The sequence below is a fragment of the Kibdelosporangium banguiense genome, assembly GCF_017876405.1.
Taxonomy (GTDB): Bacteria; Actinomycetota; Actinomycetes; order Mycobacteriales; family Pseudonocardiaceae; genus Kibdelosporangium; species Kibdelosporangium banguiense.
Genome location: NZ_JAGINW010000001.1, coordinates 644,887 through 663,081 on the forward strand (window position 1 = coordinate 644,887; position 18,195 = coordinate 663,081).

The 18,195-nt window shown below is 64.8% G+C and carries 18 protein-coding genes; 6 read left to right on the forward strand and 12 right to left on the reverse strand.

All coding sequences use genetic code 11. From position 1 onward, the window contains the following. Positions 1-86 precede the first annotated feature (86 nt). On the forward strand, positions 87-626 hold the full coding sequence (locus tag JOF56_RS03065) for an AAA family ATPase (RefSeq protein WP_209634166.1): 540 nt from the start codon (positions 87-89) through the stop codon (positions 624-626). A gap of 78 nt (positions 627-704) precedes the next feature. Here JOF56_RS03065 and JOF56_RS03070 read toward each other — a convergent pair whose 3' ends face one another. Next, positions 705-3,008 carry a penicillin acylase family protein gene (locus tag JOF56_RS03070; protein WP_307854896.1) on the reverse strand — a complete coding sequence of 768 codons (2,304 nt, stop codon included), beginning with the start codon at positions 3,006-3,008 and terminating at the stop codon, positions 705-707. 148 nt (positions 3,009-3,156) lie between these two features. Here JOF56_RS03070 and JOF56_RS03075 point away from each other — a divergent pair, with 148 nt between their 5' ends. Then, the gene (locus JOF56_RS03075; protein WP_245378126.1) at positions 3,157-3,912 is read left to right on the forward strand and encodes a polysaccharide lyase; all 756 of its coding nucleotides are present in this window, start codon (positions 3,157-3,159) and stop codon (positions 3,910-3,912) included. A gap of 294 nt (positions 3,913-4,206) precedes the next feature. Here JOF56_RS03075 and JOF56_RS03080 read toward each other — a convergent pair whose 3' ends face one another. Both JOF56_RS03080 and JOF56_RS03085 read right to left on the reverse strand, forming a co-directional pair. Continuing rightward, positions 4,207-5,307 carry a TolB family protein gene (locus tag JOF56_RS03080; protein ID WP_209634172.1) on the reverse strand — a complete coding sequence of 367 codons (1,101 nt, stop codon included), beginning with the start codon at positions 5,305-5,307 and terminating at the stop codon, positions 4,207-4,209. A 216-nt stretch (positions 5,308-5,523) separates the two neighbouring features. Further along, complete coding sequence (locus tag JOF56_RS03085; protein WP_209634174.1) at positions 5,524-6,126, reverse strand: CGNR zinc finger domain-containing protein; 603 nt, start codon at positions 6,124-6,126, stop codon at positions 5,524-5,526. Positions 6,127-6,184: 58 nt separating this feature from the next. On the opposite strand from JOF56_RS03085, the gene JOF56_RS03090 reads away from it, so the two are divergent. Then, positions 6,185-6,583, forward strand: coding sequence for an SRPBCC family protein (locus JOF56_RS03090; protein ID WP_209634176.1), 399 nt, complete (start codon positions 6,185-6,187; stop codon positions 6,581-6,583). Between the two features lie 551 nt (positions 6,584-7,134). Here JOF56_RS03090 and JOF56_RS03095 read toward each other — a convergent pair. Continuing rightward, on the reverse strand, positions 7,135-7,782 hold the full coding sequence (locus tag JOF56_RS03095) for a dienelactone hydrolase family protein (RefSeq protein ID WP_209634178.1): 648 nt from the start codon (positions 7,780-7,782) through the stop codon (positions 7,135-7,137). A 362-nt stretch (positions 7,783-8,144) separates the two neighbouring features. On the opposite strand from JOF56_RS03095, the gene JOF56_RS03100 reads away from it, so the two are divergent. Further along, on the forward strand, positions 8,145-8,915 hold the full coding sequence (locus tag JOF56_RS03100; protein WP_209634180.1) for a right-handed parallel beta-helix repeat-containing protein: 771 nt from the start codon (positions 8,145-8,147) through the stop codon (positions 8,913-8,915). A gap of 3 nt (positions 8,916-8,918) precedes the next feature. Here the strand turns inward: JOF56_RS03100 and JOF56_RS03105 are convergent, their stop codons facing one another. Together JOF56_RS03105 and JOF56_RS03110 are read right to left on the reverse strand one after the other, a co-directional pair. Continuing rightward, positions 8,919-9,965 carry a FecCD family ABC transporter permease gene (locus JOF56_RS03105; RefSeq protein ID WP_307855769.1) on the reverse strand — a complete coding sequence of 349 codons (1,047 nt, stop codon included), beginning with the start codon at positions 9,963-9,965 and terminating at the stop codon, positions 8,919-8,921. Positions 9,966-9,970: 5 nt separating this feature from the next. Continuing rightward, the gene (locus tag JOF56_RS03110) at positions 9,971-10,990 is read right to left on the reverse strand and encodes a FecCD family ABC transporter permease (protein WP_307854897.1); all 1,020 of its coding nucleotides are present in this window, start codon (positions 10,988-10,990) and stop codon (positions 9,971-9,973) included. A 70-nt stretch (positions 10,991-11,060) separates the two neighbouring features. On the opposite strand from JOF56_RS03110, the gene JOF56_RS03115 reads away from it, so the two are divergent. Next, on the forward strand, positions 11,061-12,104 hold the full coding sequence (locus JOF56_RS03115; RefSeq protein ID WP_307854898.1) for an iron-siderophore ABC transporter substrate-binding protein: 1,044 nt from the start codon (positions 11,061-11,063) through the stop codon (positions 12,102-12,104). A 54-nt stretch (positions 12,105-12,158) separates the two neighbouring features. On the opposite strand, the gene JOF56_RS03120 is transcribed toward JOF56_RS03115, so the two are convergent. Together JOF56_RS03120 and JOF56_RS03125 are read right to left on the reverse strand one after the other, a co-directional pair. After that, positions 12,159-12,431, reverse strand: a complete 273-nt coding sequence (locus tag JOF56_RS03120) for a YggT family protein (protein WP_209634182.1) — start codon at positions 12,429-12,431, stop codon at positions 12,159-12,161. A 75-nt stretch (positions 12,432-12,506) separates the two neighbouring features. Then, on the reverse strand, positions 12,507-12,716 hold the full coding sequence (locus tag JOF56_RS03125) for an MbtH family protein (protein ID WP_209634184.1): 210 nt from the start codon (positions 12,714-12,716) through the stop codon (positions 12,507-12,509). 119 nt (positions 12,717-12,835) lie between these two features. On the opposite strand from JOF56_RS03125, the gene JOF56_RS03130 reads away from it, so the two are divergent. After that, the gene (locus tag JOF56_RS03130) at positions 12,836-13,780 is read left to right on the forward strand and encodes a methionyl-tRNA formyltransferase (RefSeq protein ID WP_209634186.1); all 945 of its coding nucleotides are present in this window, start codon (positions 12,836-12,838) and stop codon (positions 13,778-13,780) included. A 1-nt stretch (position 13,781) separates the two neighbouring features. On the opposite strand, the gene JOF56_RS03135 is transcribed toward JOF56_RS03130, so the two are convergent. The 4 genes from JOF56_RS03135 to JOF56_RS03150 form a co-directional block, all read right to left on the reverse strand. Further along, positions 13,782-15,875, reverse strand: a complete 2,094-nt coding sequence (locus tag JOF56_RS03135; protein WP_307854899.1) for a putative bifunctional diguanylate cyclase/phosphodiesterase — start codon at positions 15,873-15,875, stop codon at positions 13,782-13,784. Between the two features lie 362 nt (positions 15,876-16,237). Beyond that, the gene (locus JOF56_RS03140; protein ID WP_209634188.1) at positions 16,238-17,206 is read right to left on the reverse strand and encodes a methyltransferase; all 969 of its coding nucleotides are present in this window, start codon (positions 17,204-17,206) and stop codon (positions 16,238-16,240) included. An 84-nt stretch (positions 17,207-17,290) separates the two neighbouring features. Further along, positions 17,291-17,764 carry a MarR family winged helix-turn-helix transcriptional regulator gene (locus JOF56_RS03145; protein ID WP_209634190.1) on the reverse strand — a complete coding sequence of 158 codons (474 nt, stop codon included), beginning with the start codon at positions 17,762-17,764 and terminating at the stop codon, positions 17,291-17,293. A gap of 44 nt (positions 17,765-17,808) precedes the next feature. Further along, a complete protein-coding gene (locus tag JOF56_RS03150; protein ID WP_209634192.1) occupies positions 17,809-18,192 on the reverse strand; it encodes a MarR family winged helix-turn-helix transcriptional regulator in 384 nt (127 codons plus the stop codon). Between the last annotated feature and the right edge of the window lie 3 nt (positions 18,193-18,195).

Below are 18,195 nucleotides of genomic sequence, written 5' to 3' on the forward strand. Positions count from 1 at the left end.
TCCTCAAGCTCGCAGGGGCGAGGTTACCCAACTCACTTCCGGGAAGTGCTTGAGAACGGACTGGGCAGGTCGTGCGTTGAGAGCCTATGGACATAACGGTCGAAAGCCGTGCCCTGGTACTCGTCGCCGGGCTGCCCGGCTCAGGCAAGAGCACGCTGCTGCGCCGGACACGCGCCAACGTGCCGATCTCCGTGATCGACACGGACCACCTACGCAACTGGCTGAGGCGCGTGCTCCCCAGCTCCGTGCCGTACGGCTGGTACCGCCCGCTTGTGCATTTGCTGAACACAGCGCGGATCGTCGGCACCGTCATTTGCTCATCCCGCCCAGTCCTAGTGCACGACCCAGCAACAGGAGCCGCCGCGCGGACCGCTTTCGCCGTCATCGGCGCGATCAGCGGTCGTCGCCGTCATCTCATCTGGATCGACTGCTCCCCCGCCGAAGCGCTCGCCGGTCAGGTCGCGCGTGGACGCGTTCTGCTCAAGTGGTCCTTCGCCCGTCACGCGCGTCGCTCACCTGTGATGCGCTCACGTTTGCTCGCCGGACGCACCCCACAGGGCTGGCACACCGCGCGCATCGTCGGCAGAGACGTCGCAAGTACGGGACTGTGCGTGCGCGTGGCCTGAGTTTCCTCTTGCTCCCGGAAAGTACTGGCGGAGCAGGAGAAACCCGCCCCGCCAGACGTCCTCAACCCGGCGCCACGGCTACCTTTGGCTCAAGTAGACGATCCGCAACTGCGGTGACGACAGGATCTCGTGCTCACAGAACCGGCCACGAACCCACTTTCCTTGTGAGAAAAGCTTTGTCTGGTCGGCGAAGTAGGGTGACTTCGAGTCACTCGACTGTGAATATGTGAGCAGAGTCTGCGCGTCCGGGCATTTCCCGCGATCGAACGAGACAGCCTGGATATAGCTCGAACCGTGGACCACTTCCGGGTTACCCTTGGCCAGATCCCCGGCCGGGACAATCATGTTGAGCACCCCCAGGTTGCTGGTCGAACCGTGCACCGGAATCCGCTCACCGTTGCGCACAACGTATTGGTAGTCGCCCAGCGGCGCGTCGAGCGGGATCTTGGCGGCACGCAGTTCGGCGACCACGTCCAGGAACGCTTTCTGAACCGCCGGGCTGGCCGTGTTCACCGTGTTCGGCGTGCGGACCGGGTCGGCCGGGTTGAACGGCACCTTCCAGGAGCCAGCCGGGACTCGGCTCCAGAACCGCTGGAACAACAAAGCACCACGGCTGGACGTGGCAAACCTCTTGTCCCACTTTCGCAATGCGGCACAAGCGTCCTGAGTGTCCGCCAGCGTCTCGCACATTTTCGTGACGTCGTCCGCGGCCAGTTCAGCGACAAGGCTCCGGTCACTGAACAGCGTGTCCTGAATGGCCTGCCTGGAGAACTTCCGGCCTTCAAGTTCCGTGATCGCCATTCGCGTGCGTGGTCCGCGCTCGGTGCCGGCGTCGCCCATGATTCGCGGGTAGGTGGTGATCGGCGCTTTCGGGTTGGTCAGCCAAGGGCTGTCGTTGGAATTCGCGACGTAGTCACCCCTGGTCAGTAACGGTTGCCGGGACGGCCCCAGCAGTCCGGGCACGACCGCGTCCGGGTCGCTTCCCCACGCGCAACTGGTGGTGGCGCCATCCAGGACGGCCAGTCCAGCTTTCTGGAAAACTGCCTGCCCAAGCGGCGTGTTGCAGCGCTGCGCCAGCTCGTCGGTGATGTGCGGGACAACCTGGATGTCGGCATAAGTCGCGTTACCGGACCTGTCGGCGGCAATCGTGTTGACCCACGGCGAACCCAGGTTCTCCGAAAGGGCCTGCACGATTTCTCTGGTGTCGCGCGCCTGTGCCATCTCGAACCACATGTTGATCGAGCGGACATTGCCGAGGTTGGCGTCGCGCATGGCGTACGCGGTGGTGTTCGTCCAGTTCAGCGGCAGGCCGAGCGCCGGCCCCACCACTGGGCCATACCGGGTCGACCAGAGCGTTCGTTCCACAGTGGACATCGAGCCGTCGGCGTTACGCGTCTGCACACTGACCTTGCGGCTGGTCATTTTTTCGGGCCGGCCATCGAGAAGATACGAGGTCGGATCCCCCGGCGCGAGTTTCAGCTCGTACAGGCCGAACGGCGTTGTGGTGGCGACAGTGTGGCTCCAGGCCACGTCGCGGTTGTAGCCGATCTGGACGAACGGCATGCCGAGCAGGCTCGCGCCGGAGACATCCAGTCTGCCGGGGACCGTCAACTGGGCCTGCCAGAACCGACGGCCGCCGTGCCACGGGAAATGCGGATTGCCGAGCAGCAGGCCGCTCTTGCCGGCCGAGGCGTCCCGGCCGATCGCGATGCCGTTGCTGCCCATGTCTTTCCTGGACTCGAGCGCTTCGATGACCCGGTCCGCGGCGTCCGGCGGGACCTGGCTCTGTTGCGCAGCCGCTCCGACCGGCGGTTGCGCGGACGCGATGGCGTCCATCACCAGTCCCTGGCCGCTGATCAGAGCCAACGCCTGAATATGGCGGTAGACATCGATTTCAGAGATCGGCCGGATCCACGCGGCACCACGGCAAGCAGGATCGCTGATGTTCCGCTCGGCCACAAATCGGTTGTAACCGGCGACGTAACCGCGGACGACTTCACGCGCTTCCCGGCGCGGGCCAAGCGGAGCCGGTCGCGCGATTGCCTGTTCGACCTGTTCAGAGTCGTTGACCTGCTGGAAATACAGGTCGCTGGCCAGGTTCGTGGCCGCGCCTCCGAGTGCCGGACCGGCAGGGCTGTCGGCGCCGAAATACCGGGATCGTTGCGCACCCAGTGTGACGTAAAGGTCCGCGATCTGGCAGATGTTGTCTTTCGCTGCGGCATAACCGTAGCCATAGCCGAGGTCCGGGAAACTGTTCGCCTTGATGTGCGGAATGCCGTTCTCGGTGTAGCGCACAATGGCCGCGAAACGGCTCTGATCCGCCTGGCTCACGGTCGCGGTCAGCGGTAACGCGACCGCCACCGCTGCTGCCAGCGCTGTCACTCTTCTTCTCTGAGACACCGAATCTTTCTACGGGATACGCCGCTTCGCGACATCCGGGAGGCCCCTTAAGGCCCGTTGACAGCGCAAGTAGCTCGATGGTGTGATGCGAGTCAGGTTTCCGCCGCAACGGGCCTTATGGAGGAGACCTATGAGTTCAGCCGGGATCGGCCGCCGTCAAGCACTCTTCCTGCCGGTAGCGGCCTTTGCTCTGCCGTCCGCCGGCTGGCAGCTCCGCTGGAGTCCAGTACCGGGCAAGGATGGGCTCGGCGCCTTCGAAGGCGTGGAGGACGATCGCGCAAACTCACACCCAGGCGTGAAACACATCTACGCGCAGGGCAACACCTACCGATTCGACATGCACAAACGCGACCGCGACACGGCGACTGACCGGCAGCGCAATGAAGTCCGCGGCATGCGCACCGGCGGCAACGCACTGGACATGGACAACGGTCAGACCTGGCGGTTCACATATTCGATGTTCATTCCGTCAACCCTCAAAGCGACCGGCAGCTTCACCCACATCATGCAGACCAAGATGCCCGGCCTCGGCTCAGCACCGATCACCGTGATGTCTTTGCGGCGTCAGGGAAACACACCCACAATCGAATTCAGGGTCACCGAGGGCGACACCCTGGTCGGCCGCACCGACCTGGCCCCGCTGCAGGACCGCTGGATCTCCACCGAGGTCGAGATCAAAATCGGCAACGCAGGCGAAGGCCACGTCGCCTGGCTGATCCGCAACGGAGAAACCACGGTCCTGGACGTCCGCAAGTCCGGTGTAGACACTTGGCTGGACGACCGGGTCCGCCCAAAATGGGGCATCTACCGATCGCTCAGCGACTCCGCCCAGATCCAGGACTGCCACTTGCTCCTACGCGATCTCCGGGCCTACCAACTGATGTGAGCGCAGACTGCGCGGGTTGCGTGTTTCTGTTGGGATCCCTTGTGGTGCACGGTGATCTTGTGTTTTGCTGTGATTGTTTTTGAATGCCCTGGCCGGGCGGGCAAACCTCACTGGTCCAGTCTACAAGGGGTGTGGGTTGGGCAAGGGGTTTCTGCGGGGCCTGTGGATGGTGGGGGTGGTTGTGGACAAGTGCTGTTAGTCGATCTTCGTTGGGCGCAGAGTGTCGGCGGGTCGCGGTAGGCTGGATTTGGGGGGCGGAGGCCCAAACGTAGGTGGTTGAAGGGTGTCCTGGCCTCAGGATGGGCAGAGGGATATGAAGATGTCTGCGGATTCGTTGCGGTCCCGGGGAACCAGGTTGCTGGCGTAGGACGAGAAGGCCACGATCCTGCCGTCGGCGCTCAGGGCTGGGGCCACCGAGAAGTTGTTGCCTTGGGGGTGGCCGGTCAACCGGACTGTCTTTCCTGTGCGGAGGTTTTTGAGGAAGACGTCGTCGACGTTGTTGGTGTCATGGGGAGCGAGGTTGGCCGCCAGGGAGGAGAAGGCTACGAATCGGCCGTCGGCGCTGATGACGGGGCCGTAGGGTTGGGATTCGGCGACGGTTCCGTTTGTTGCCGTGTTCACTCGGTCGATTGTTCCGCTGGTTAGGTCTTTGACGAACAGGTCGGGTGTGTCCTCGGTGTCGCCTGGTACGAGGTTGTCGCCCCAGGCGACGAAAGCTACTTTGTGGCCGTCTGCGGTGATGGAGGGCATGAGGGTGTACGAGCTTGTCTGTGTGCCGTCGCGGGTGGTGTTGGCGCGGACAATTGAGCCTGTTGTGCGGTCTTTGACGAAGATGTCGATGCTTGCGTTGGTGTCGCCGGGGACCAGGTTTGTTGCTGCGGATGGGAATACGACATAGCGGCCGTCCGCGCTCATCGCGAGTCCGTGGGCGACAAGGCGGTCGCCTTGCTCGCCGGCTGCTCCGACGCTCGCTCGGGCGATGGCTCCGGTTCGAATGTCCTTTATGAACACGTCGGCGACGTTGTTGGTGTCGCCTGCCACCAGGTTTGAGGAATCTGAGCGGAAGGCTATGTAGCGACCGTCCGAACTGAGCACTGGTGAACCGTAGGAGGCGCCGTTGCCGATTGTGCCGTCGGTGGCCGCGCTGACCAAAGTCAGGGTTCCGGTTCGGAGATTCTTGACGAACACGTCGTCTTGTCCATTGGTGTCACCGGAAACCAGGTTGGTCGCGCTTGATACGAAGGCCACATGACGCCCGTCGGCACTGATGCCGGGTGGGTCGTATGAAGCTGCGTCACCTTCCCGGCCGTCTGCTGTCACGCTGACGCGGTTGACCCGATCGGTGTAGCGGTCTTTGACGAAAATGTCGGACACGCCGTTTCTGTCGTGCCGCACCAGGTTTGATGCTGATGACTGAAAGGCGATGTACCTGCCATCCCCGCTCAGGACTGGCGTCAACGAAGCGCCATTGCCCGATCGGGTGACCAACGAATCGAACGGCAAAGCCGATGCGGGAGAAACACCTACGAGCATCCCGGCCGCGACAAGGGCGGCCATCACTGTCCTACCGACCACGAAAAGGCTCCTCTACTGAGTCCGTGGGCGGCGGAGTCAGCTTGAGACTACGCCCTTGCGGGACCGGTGCTGCCGGACTTTGTGGCGGTTCCCGCACCGCTCCATCGAGCACCAGCGACGGTTGCCGGGCCGCGATGTGTCAAGAAACAGCAGATAGCAGTTGTCGCTGGCGCACTGGCGCAGCCGGGGCGAGTCGATGATGTCGATGGCTTCCCGGGCAGCCGCGCCCACGATCTGGGCGCCGGTGATCGGCGGCGCCCAGGCCCGCTTGCCGGTTTCGAGGTCGATCCGCGGCCGCGGCAGAGGGCCGACGGCCTCGTTGATCACTTGTAGGTGGCTCTTCTCGGGAGCCTGGCCGTGCGCGATGGCCGTCCCCACGGACCACATGGTGTCGCGGAAGCGCCTGGTGTACGCGAGAGCTTCGGCCGTGATCTCCAGGTCCTCGATCCGCACCGGCGCCACTTCGGCGAGCCGGGAGTCCACGAGCCAGGCGGCCAGATCGTCCGGCGCGTGCAGGATCTCGTACGCCTCGCCTGGCCCGGGACCACCTGTGACCAGCAGTTCCAGGCAGAAATTGCCTGGTTCGAAGTGGTAGCGCTGACCGTCCAGACTGGTCAGCACCCTTGAGTGGGCCGTCATGTAACCACTATAGTCGGTTTCACTACCGGTTATAGTGGTTACAGCTGGGAGGATGGCCATGATCGGGCAGACCAAGGACGTCGGCTTCAACATCGGGGTCTCCAGGACGCTGCCGTTCCCGCCGGAAGTCGTGTGGGCGGCGATCATGAGCCCGGCGGGCGTCGCCCTGTGGCTCGGCAAAGGAGCCACCCTGGTCAAGGGAGAGCGTTACGAGACCGCCGACGGGACTGTCGGCGAGGTCCGCAGCCTGCACGAACTCGATCGGATCCGGCTCACTTGGCAGCGCCGCGACTGGGACCACGAGACCACAGTTCAGATCGCGCTCTCGACGCGTGGCGCCAAGACGGTCCTGAATTTCCATCAGGAGCGAATGACTGGCCCGGAGGAACGGGCGCGCCAGCGGGACCACTGGCGCGGGGTGATGAACGAGGTCGTCGACCTGTTGACTGCCGGCTGACGGACGACGTGGCACAGCAGTGCTATGGTGAAGGATCGCTGACCAACAACGCCGCTGGGCGGCCGTCGGCCCCCCGATTTCCGGCGTAACGGCGGGTACCGACACAAAACACTGTTCAGCGGGGCCACTTGTGGACACAGACTCCGGCTGTGGACAACCATCCCTCACAGCCACTGGCCACGCTGGGTGTTGGGCCACGGCCCCCGTTTTCCAGCCTATCGTTGCGGTCTGACAGAAAGTCGAGATCGTGGGTGACGAGGCCCTGGTTGTCCACAGGCGCTGACTTGTCCACAGCACAGCCTGTGGACTGCCCTGTCCATCCCTGTTGCCTCATGTCAAGATGCCCGCCTGGATGAGTCGTTGCCTCGTTTAGTGATGCCCGCGAGCAGGAGTTGGGCGGTGGTGGGGTGGATCTGGCCGGGTAGGTCGGTGGCGGTGACCAGGAGGCCCAGGGCGTGGGTCAAGGCGAGGATGTCGGCTGGGGTCGATGACGCTGCGCGACGCGGGGAAACGTCGTCCTCGGCATGCCGCGGTGACTGTGCCCGCAGGAATCAGAGGTGCCTTTCCAGGAACTCGACGGTCAGGGCCCAGGCGCGGGCTGCTGCGTCGGGTTGGTGGAACTGGGGTGCCACGCGGTTGTGGAAGGCGTGCCCGGCGCCTTCTTGCACGTGCAATTCCACGTGGTCCAATTGCTCCACCGCGTCCGCGACGTCGGCGATCCGCTCGGCCGGAATGTAGGGGTCCTGGCCGCCGAATTGGAGTTGCAGCGGGGATTTGATCTTCTCGAGCAGGTCCAGTTGGTCCGGCACACCTGATCCGTAATAGGAGACGACCGCCGCCGGTTGGATGGCGGCCGCTGTCATGAAGGCAAGCGTGCCGCCGAAGCAGAACCCGAGCACGGCCACGCCACCGTCCACCTCGGGCAACTGGTAAAGCCGCTGACAAGCCAGCACGATGTCGGAGACGCCCTGCTCAAGGTCGAATTTCCCGGCCAAGTCCATTGACCGCGACAGGCCCTGATCGTCGTGCGCGGCCCGCCAGTTACGGTGTTCCCGCCAGAACAGATCCGGCGCCACGACCACGTATCCGAGCTTGGTCAGATCGTCCGCGACGGCCTCGATGTACTCCCCCACTCCGAAGATTTCCTGGAGCACGAGCACGGCCGGGCCACGCCCGGCCGCCGGCATCCAGACCGACATGTCGAACTCCCCGTCCGGAGTTCGCACAGATTCAGTACGCTGCACACTCACGGTTCGAACCTACCCTTTCTAATTGACAGGGAGGCCGAATGGCCGAGTTAATATCCAACCGGCGCCGCCGACTGAGAACGATCATCTCGATCGGGTTACTGGGCGCCTCTCTGGTCGCGTGCAAAACGTCCGGAGAGCCGACTGCCGTATCCCCGGCCCCGAGCGAGTGGACCACTGCGGAAATATCGCCTCAGCCTGCCCAGCCGACCGCCACGACCGGCTCGGCCACCAGCCAGCCCAGCGTCAAGCAGCAGTCGGGTTCCAAGCCGCCACCTCCTCCCCCGGGCCAGGCAGCGCCGAAAACCAACTGTGTGAACACTCTTCGCGCATGCGGTTTCCCCGACGCGAGCAACACAGGCTGGCAGCCGACCGGCGTCAAGCTCACCACCGCGGGCGTGGACCTCACCCCGGACGCGGAGTTCCAGATCACCAAGCCCGGCGCCGTGATCGACGGCAAGGACATCCGCGGCTGCGTCAGCATCAAAGCGGACAACGTCACGATCAAACGCAGCCGTGTCCGCTGCGAAAGTTACTTCCCCATTCGCATCTATGAGGGATTCCGTAACGCAGTGATCGAAGACACCGAGATCGACGGGCTGAACTCGGGTACCACGAACGCGGCCGTCGGTTTCGAGTACTACACGCTGCGCCGGGTGAACATCCACAGTCTCGGTGAAGGCCCGCACATGGGCACCGATGTGCTGATCGAAAACTCGTACGTCCACGATCTCGCCAGTTGCGACATCTGCCACAACGACGCCATTCAGTCGTCCGGCGCACGGAATGTCGTATTGCGTCACAACACGTTCATCAATGACGCGATGGGCAAGAACGCCGTGGTCCGGATCGCCACCGAACAGGGTGATTCCCACAATTTCCTGGTCGAGAACAATCTGCTCGCCGGTGGGAACTTCGCGGTGCAGGTCCGCAGTCAGGGAAACGGCTTCCCGGACGGCGTGCGGGTGATCAACAACCGGATCGTGCCGACCTGGCGATTCGGCCCGTTCGACGTCACTGACGGGCGTATCGAGGCAAGCGGCAATTTCCGGGACGACACCCTGGAACCGCTCTCCGCCGAATGACTGTCAGCGCCTGCGCCACTCGTGAGCGAGCAGCCAGGCGAGATACAGCCCGCCCAGCGTGCCGGTCGCGATGCCGACTGGCAGCTGCTGAACGTCGGAGAACAGGCGCTGCACAGCCAGATCGCTTGCCACCAGCAGCAGAGCACCGGTCAGCGCGGACGACATCGGGCCAGCCGACGGCGTCCCGGCCAGCCGACGGGCGATCTGCGGGGCGGCCAGGGCCACGAACGCGATCGGACCGGCGACAGCGGTACCGACCGCGGCCAGCACGACGCTGATGCAGATCAGCACGAACCGGCTGCGTTCCACTGAGACACCAAGGGATTTGGCCGCGTCGTCGCCCATCTCCAGGATGCCGAGGCGGCGGCTGTAGTACGCGGTCAACGGCAGCAGAACTGCCACTGTCCAAGCGATTGGTTCGACGTGGTCCCAGCCGCGGCCGTTGAGTCCGCCCACCTGCCAGGCCTGTGCCGCGATCGCGTCCCGCAACGTGGCCCGCGTGATCAGATACTGGTTGGTGGCCAACAGCATGGCGCTGACCCCGATGCCGATCAGCACGAGCCGGAAACCCTGCACCCCGCGTTTGAACGCCAGCAAGTAGATCACGATCGACGTCACGATACCGCCGGCCAGTGCGCCACCGGCGACCTGGAGCATGCCGCCGTCGGTCAGCACGATCACGATCAGCGCGCCCGTCGCCGAGCCGGTGGTGAAGCCGATGATGTCCGGGCTGCCCAACGGGTTCGACGTGATCCGCTGCAGAACCGCCCCGCTGATCCCGAAAGCGGCGCCGACCAGCAACGCGGTGAGCAACCTCGGCAGCCGCAACGTCACCACGATGAACTCGGCGCCGGGTGGTCCCTGACCGAGGATCGTGTCGATCACTTCCGGCACGGTCAGCGGATAGTCGCCGGAGGTCATGGTGATCACGGCGATGACGAGCACACCGATCAGCAAACCGATACACGCCAACGCTGCGCGGAGGTCGACACGGATCGACAGACGGCCACGTCTGGTGCGCAGCGTGCGGCCGCGGATCGCGGATGTCACGGCGGTCAAAGCTTTGCCACCTTGCGACGACGGCACAGCAGCACGAACACCGGCGCGCCGACGAACGCCGTGACAATGCCGACCTGCAGCTCCTCCGGACTGTTGACCACCCGGCCGAGCACGTCCGAGCCGATCAGCAGGATCGGCGCGAGCACCGCCGAGTACGGCAGCACCCAACGTTGGTCCGGACCCACGATGAGCCGGGCGGCGTATGGCACCGCCAGTCCGACGAAGCCGATGGGACCGACACCCGCGGTCGCGGCACCGCAGAGCAATGTCACCGCGATCACGCCGATGATCCTGGTCAGGCCTATGTTGGTGCCGAGCGCTTTCGCGGCCTGATCACCAAGAGCGAGCGCGTTGAGGGAACGCGCGAGCGCCAGCGCGATCACGATGCCCACCAGGATGAACGGCGCGAGTTGCCGGACGACGCCCATGTCACGGCCGCCGAGCGAACCGACGTCCCAGAACCGGAACACGTTGAACGTCTGCGGGTTCAGCAACAGGATCGCGCTGACGAACGAGATCAGCACGGCTGTGATCGCCGCGCCCGCCATGATCAACCGGTCCGGGCTCACCCCACGCCCGGCGGACCCGAGTACGTAGACGGCAACCGAAGCGGCTCCGGCGCCGATGAAAGCGAACCACACGTAACCGTTGATCCCGGTGACACCCAGGAACGCGATGCCGACGACCACCGCGGACGAAGCGCCCGCGGTTACTCCGAGCAGTCCCGGATCGGCCAAAGGGTTACGGGTCAACGCCTGCATCAACGCGCCCGCCAAGCCGAGCGCGGCGCCAACGAGCACGCCCAGGATGGTCCGCGGGATGCGCACCGAGTGGATGATCGCCGCGTCCCGGGAGCCGTCGTTGTGCCACAACACGTCCCACGTCGCGCCGAACGGGATGTCCTTCGAGCCGAACCAGATGCTCAGCAGGCACACCACTATCAGCGCCACCAGGGCGCCGACCAGCCCGATCGCCCGGTATGACGACCGCGCTGAGGTGATCGTGTGGGTCGTCACGCCCCTGCCCTCAAACTCGATTACTGAGGCTAGGCTAACCGAAGTCCAGCGACCCGATCAACACCGGGAGGTGCGTGACGACCGAGGGGCGACACGCGCACTTCAGAAGGGCAGCACAATGTTCCGCAAACTGCTAGTCGTATCCGCCGTACTGTTAACGGCAGCGTGCGGTTCCAGTCCCACCGACACCGCCGCACCGCCCGCCTCCGCGGGTGCGCCGGCGGCAAACGCGTTCCCGGTCACGGTGGAGCACAAGTACGGCAGCACCACCGTCAAAGCCGAGCCGAAGCGGATCGTCCTGGTTGGACTGACCGAACAGGACTCGTTGCTGGCATTGGGGATCGTGCCGGTCGGGGTGACCGAATGGCTGAAGAAGTACGAAGGCGCCATCAACCCGTGGGCCAAGGACAAGCTCAACGGCGCGCCGCTGCCCACCGTGCTCGTCGACCAGAACGGCCCGCAGTTCGAGAAGATCGCCTCGCTGCGGCCGGACCTGATCATCGGCCTGTACTCCGGCCTGACGCAGGAGGCGTACGACACCCTCACCAAGATCGCCCCGACGGTGGCACAACCCAAGCAGTACAACGACTACGGCATTCCCTGGCAGGAGACCACCAAGACGGTCGGCAAGCTCGTCGGCAAGCCGGCCGAGGCGGAGAAACTGGTCGCGGACGCCGAGGCCCGGATTGCCAAGGCGCGTCAGGACAACCCGAAGTTCGCCGACGCCACCGGCCTGATGGCCACGATGTGGGAGGGCTACTTCGTCTACGGCAGCCAGGATCCCCGCTCGCGGATCCTCACCTCGCTCGGCTTCAAGCTGCCCGAGAAGCTCGACGAGGTGATCGGTGACAAGTTCGGCGCGTCGATCAGCAAGGAACGCGTGGACCTGCTCGACCAGAGCACGATCATCTGGCTGGCCGCGACCGCCCAGGAAGGCCGGACGGCTTTGGACGGCGACCCGCTGTACGCGAGCCTGAAGGTGGCCAAGGAAAAGCGCGACATCCTGCTCGACGAGTCGACCGACGTCGGCAGCGCGGCGTCGTTCATCTCCGTGCTGAGCCTGCCCATCCTGCTCGACGCACTCGTTCCGCAACTGGCCAAGTCCGTCGGCTGACACGCTGCCGTGCAGGTACTACCGCGGCTTGGTAGTACCTGCACGGTGTGGGACTCACAAGCTCCACACCACTGCGCGCAGGATCACCGCGGCGATGAAGACGACACTGAACGCGAGGTCGATGCCGATCGAGCCCATCCGGACCGGCCGCATGACCCGGCGGACCGGGGCGATGACGGGTTCGGTCAGGGCGTGCGTGACCCGGCGGGCCCTCATCACACCCAGGCTCCGGGAGGCCATCGCGACCCAGTCCAGGATTCCGCGGACGATCATCACGATGATGAACAGGGTCAGGATCCAGCCGAGCAGAGTACCCAGCGCACTCATGGCGACCTCCTCTCTCTTGTCTCCAGTGTGCCGGGAGTTGATGAGAGGAGGCTGAGACTGCCGGTGGGGATCAGGTCAGTTCCCCATGGCCTCGATCAGGGATTGGGGACGCATGTCAGTCCAGTTCGCCTCGACGTAGTCCAGGCAGGATCGGCGCGGGCCGGGGCCGTGCACGACGGTCCAGCCAGCGGGCACGTCGGCGAAGTCGGGCCAGAGGCTGTGCTGGCCCTCGTCGTTGACAAGGACCTTGAAGGTGCCGTCGGGGTCGTCGAACGGGTTGGACATGACGCTCCTCTACTCGGTTCCGCCGCCGTCTTCGTGAATGCAAGGTCACCCTAACCTAACTAAGGTGAGCCTTTACTACTACATTCGAGCGTGACGCTCGTCGCCACAAAGGAGGACCCATGCGGGTCGCACTGTTCGGATACCAGACCTGGGGCCACCGCACCCTGCGAGCCTTGCTGGAATCCGAGCACGAGGTCGTCCTCGTGGTCACGCACCCGAAAAGCGAGCACGCGTACGAGAAGATCTGGTCCGACTCGGTCGCCGACCTCGCCGAGGAGCATGGTGTCCCGATACTCCTGCGCAACCGGCCCGACGACCAGGAGCTGCAGACCCGGCTCAAGGCCGCCGAACCCGACATCATCGTGGCCAACAACTGGCGCACCTGGCTGCCGCCGGAGATCTTCGAACTCCCCAAGTACGGCACACTGAACGTGCACGACTCGCTACTGCCCGCTTACGCCGGCTTCTCCCCGCTGATCTGGGCGCTGATCAACGGCGAGAAGGAGGTCGGCCTGACCGCCCACATGATGGACGCCGACCTCGACGCGGGCGACATCGTGCTGCAGCGCGCGACCCCGGTCGGCCCCACTGACACCGCCACGGACCTGTTCCACCGGACGGTGGACATGATCGGCCCGATCACCGTGGACGCGTTGGCGCTCATCGCGTCCGGCCGGACCGACTGGGTCAGCCAGGACCGCGCCAGGGCCAGTTTCTTTCACAAGCGGTCCATTGAGGACAGTCTGATCAACTGGGACTGGCCGGCCGAGGACATCGAACGGCTGGTGCGCGCCCAGTCCGATCCGTACCCGAACGCGTTCACCTTCCACCGCGGCGAGCGGATCCGGGTGGTCAAGGCATCGGTGTCCAAGGCCTGCTACGGCGGCACACCCGGCCGGATCTTCATCCGGGAAGGCCAGGGCGTGGTGATCGTGGCCGGGGCGGACGCCCGCACCGGCCGCAACCGTGGCCTGGTCATCGAACGCGTGCGGACTGAGGACGACACCGAATACGCGGCAACAGACTTCTTCCGCACCATGGGCGGCTACCTGAAGTCTTCATAAGTCAAGAAAACAGGCTGCCCTGAGCAAGATCGGCTCCCGCGGCACGCCACCAGTCGGCCTGCTCCTTGGAGTTGACGCCGTCGACGATCACCTGCGCACCGGCCAGGTGCACGAGGCTGGCCATGTCCAGCATCGCGTGAGTGACCGGCGAACCCGGCACGGGCTCGCGGTCGACCAGCCAGCGCGCGACCCGAATCGCCTTCAGCGGCAGGTCTTCGACGCACACCATGTCGCCGGGCGTGCCGCCGAACTCGATCGCCACGGTCTGGATGCCGTTCTCGGCCAGCAGTTTGAGGTTGTCCATCGCCTCGCCCCGGCCGGCGAGCAGCGCGCGCACCGGCATGCCGAGCGACAGACGTTCCGGCGCGACACCGGTTTCCCGCAGGACGCGGGCAACGTCACCGACGAGGTCCGCGTCCGAGGACTGGGCCGCGGTGAGGTTCACGCTCAGCGGCAAGTCACTGTCCCACCGCAGTTTCTCGCACGCCGACCGCAGCAGCCATGGGCCGAGCGCCAGGATCAGACCGGTCTCCTCGGCCAGCTCAAGGCACGTCTGCCCGCACAGCAGGCCATGTTCGGGGTGGTCCCAGCGCAACAGGGCCTCGGTGCCGACGACTTCCTTGTCGATCAGCCGGATGATCGGCCGGTAGGTCACCGCCAGCTCGCCGCTTTCCCAGGCACCGGGCATCTGCGCGGCCATGCCGAACGTCCGGCGGTCGTGGGCGTGCTGCTCGGGGTGGAACAACTCCCACTGCCTGCGGCCGTTGGCCTTGGCACGCCGCAGAGTCATGTCCGAGGCTCGTAGCAGCTCGGCCGGATCCATGGTGCGCGGCGGACGATCCACCACGCCGATGCTCGCGGTCGCCGCGACACCGTGGTCCTCGATGTAGACCGGCTCGGACAGCTCCTCGTTGATCATCGTCACCATGCTGAGCACGTCCGGCGTACTCGGCGAGTTCTCCACCAGGATCGCGAACTCGTCGCCGTCGAAGCGGGCGACCATCGCCTTCTCGTTGGCCAGCACCGCTTTGAGCCGTTCGGCGACCGCGATCAGCAGCAGGTCGCCGGTCTTGCGGCCGAGCCCACCGGTGATCAGCGAAAACGCGTCCAGGTCAAGGTGATACAGCGTCACGCCGGTGGCCGGATCGGCCCGGCGCAGCACGCCTTCCAGGTGTGTGGTGAAGAACTGCCGGTTGGGCAGGCCGGTCAGCACGTCGTGCAACGCCTGACGGCTCAGTTCGTTCTGCAGCAGCTTCAGTTCCGTGCCGTCTTCGACCACTGTCAGGAAATGGCTCGGCCTGTCGTCGCCGTCCCGCAACACTGTCGCTATGAGCGAAACACGCGCGACTTCGCCGTCGCGCCGGACCAGTCTGCGACCGTGCCGCAGTCTGTCGTGTTCGCCCTTCAGCACACTCTCGTACGCCTCACGCAGGTATGTCGTCTCGTCCGGATGCACGAGTTCGAAAAGTGACAGATTGGCAAGCTCACCGCGGGTGTAGCCGACGATGTTGCCGAACGATTGGTTGGCACGCACAAACCTGCCATTCAGATCGGTGATCACTATCCCGCTCGACGAACAGGTCACGACCTCGTCGAACCGCGCTTCACTGACCTTGAGACTCCAGCGGGCGTCGCGCACGGCCATGATCAGCGCGTGTTCGATTTCCTCCTGCTGATTGAACACGGCAGTCCGGATCGACTCCGTGTAACAAGCAGAAAGCGCGCTCAGCAGAGTGATGACCTTGTCGCCCAGCCGGTCGACGCTCCGCAATTCCGGCGAGGCCAGCAACGCCTTGCCCAGCACTTCGAGCGTGCAGCGCAGACTCGTGCTGTCCGTGCAGTTCATCGCCACCAGGCGAGTGGCCACCAGCTCGGTGACCGAAGTGTCGACAGGATCGCCGCGCAGCGCCGTGACAATGTGCTCGAACAGTTCTTGCAGCCTGCTTTCCAGGTCTGCTTGCGAGAGCGGCACGTAGGTGGTCCCACAGATCAGGTAAGCCCATTTGCGGGCGAGTTTGCGCCGCTCACGAATGAGGCCGGGGTGGCCGGCAACAGCGTCATCCGGGAGCGGCGAGATCGACTCGCGCTGAGGCACCAAAAAAGCCTACCGACCCTCGCGGGGCACTGCCTACCCCATCGGTTCAGCGTTCAATCGAATGGTCCAATCGGGCGACTTCTCAGCTACCACACGCAATCGGGCGCTGATTCTCAGTGAACGATTTGACCTTCATCAGAACCATACAGTGACTCCCATGTTACGAAGACGAAGAATTCTCGGCATTCCAACTTGAGTACACCGAACGCGAGATGGCGCCTCCTGCGGGCAATCCGGCCGCAGGGCCCAACGCGGCCAATGTGGACAGAACTGTCGGCCGAAATCACCTGCCGGGCAGCAATCCTCGGCCGTCACGGCAGAAGTGACAAGAGTGGCATCCGCTCGGCGACAGTTCTGTCACCTCACTGGCCGGCAAGCTGGAACTCGAGAAGAGAGCGTTCGTGGGTCAGCGTGGTCACCGTGTCGAGGACAAGTCCATGTGTGGCAGCGAGTGTGCGGAACTCGTCGATCCGGCGCTCGCGACCGCCATAGAGCACGAGCATGGACAAGTCGAACTCACTCTTGGCACCCAGCCCGCCGACCGTTTCGATGACGAGGACGCGACCGGTCGGCCGAGCGGCCTCGACACACCGGGCCAGGATGCGGTGGGCGTGCTCGTCATCCCAGTTGTGCAGGATGTCGGACAACAGGTACGCATCCGCCCCGGCCGGGAGCGGGTCGAAGAAGCTGCCCGCGGTCACTTCTGTTCGCTCGTCAAGGTTGTGCGCGCTGAACGTGTGCCTGGCGTCGGCCGCCGTGGCTTCGAGATCGACGAGATGGCCATGCATCCCAGGATGGGCCGTCAGGATCGCGGCGAGCAGAGTGCCCACGCCGCCGCCGACATCGACGACGGTGGAGAACCGGGACCAGTCGAACCCGGCGACGATCCGCGGGACCTGCATACGAAGCCGCAGCGTCATCTGCCGGTCGAACGACTCCCGCAGACGGGGGTGTTCAGCGATGTCGTCATAGAAGTCCTTGCCGTAGCGGCGCGGGTACGCCGCTTGCCCGGTCGCAATGCTGTGCGCGAGTTCCACAAAGGACAGTTCGGCTCGCCCACCGGCGGAATCCATGTGCAGCAACATGTTTGTCAGACCGTTGCCGGCGTCGGCACAGAGGTTCGCCCCGAACTCGGTAGTCCGGTAGCCGGTGGATGTCTGTTGCATGACCCCGAGGGTCGTGAGATGGCGCAGCAGCAGATCGAGTGCGATCGGGGAAACGTTGAGCTCGGCGGCGAGTTGATCGGCCGCGACACTGTCGCTGAGCAGCCTGTCCGGCAGGCCCAGCGTCACCGCCACCCGCAGAGCCATCGGCGTCGCCAGCCCTGCCATACGGTGGATCGTGTCCGCATCATTGTTGTCGTGTCCCACAAAGACGCACTGTGGCACGCCTGTCAACCGAGAATCGCGCTTGGATCAGAGCTTGGGGACGCGTGGGCGGCGGACGGGTTTCTCCAGGGCGACAGGGTTGGCAAGGCGGCCCTCGACCAGGGTGACCAGCGCGTCGACAAAGGCTTCGCGCTGGGGTTGCTGGAGTCCAGAAAGGACTTCGCCGTAGACACGGGACACGATGGCCCGGGATCTGGCCAGGACCGACTTGCCCGCGTCGGTCACCGAGATCACGCGGGCCCGGCGGTCGGTTTTCGAGGGACGTCGTTCGGCGTAGCCGGCGCGTTCGAGTTCGTCGACGGTGACGACCATGGTCGTCTTGTCGAGGGCCGCCAGTTCGGCGAGGCGGTTCTGGGTCAGGTCGCCGGGCAGGGCTTTGCTGAGAACACACTGGTGGCGCGGGGTTATACCCAGCTCGGCCAGGCCCGCGGTCAGCTCGAGAGTCAGCGCGTGACTGGCCTGGGACAGGTACAACACCAGGTCAACGTCGGCGTTTGTCATACCCGACAGAGTAATGCCGCACGAGACTGTTTGATAGAAAACAATCAGGCGTGGGCGAACACCGAGGCCAGGACGGCGCGATGCGTGCCCACCGCCTCGGCGTGCAGAGCGCGACCGGCTTCGGTCGGGGAGACGAAGATGCCACGGCGGTCCTCTTCGCACATGCCTCGCGCCACGAGTCCGTCACGCTCAAGACGGGCGATCAGGCGGGAGAGCGCGCTCTGCGAGAGGTGGATGCCGTCGGCCAGCTCGATCACCCGGCACTTCGGCTTGTCGGTCTCGATCAGCCGGTCGAGGACTTCGAATTCACTTGCCCCCAGACCATGTCGCTCGTTGAGCTCGCGTTCCAGCGCGCTCCAGGTCCGAGCGTGGAGCGAGAGCATCGAACGCCACTCACAGACGAGCGGCCGGTCTTCGTCGGCGGCCATGAG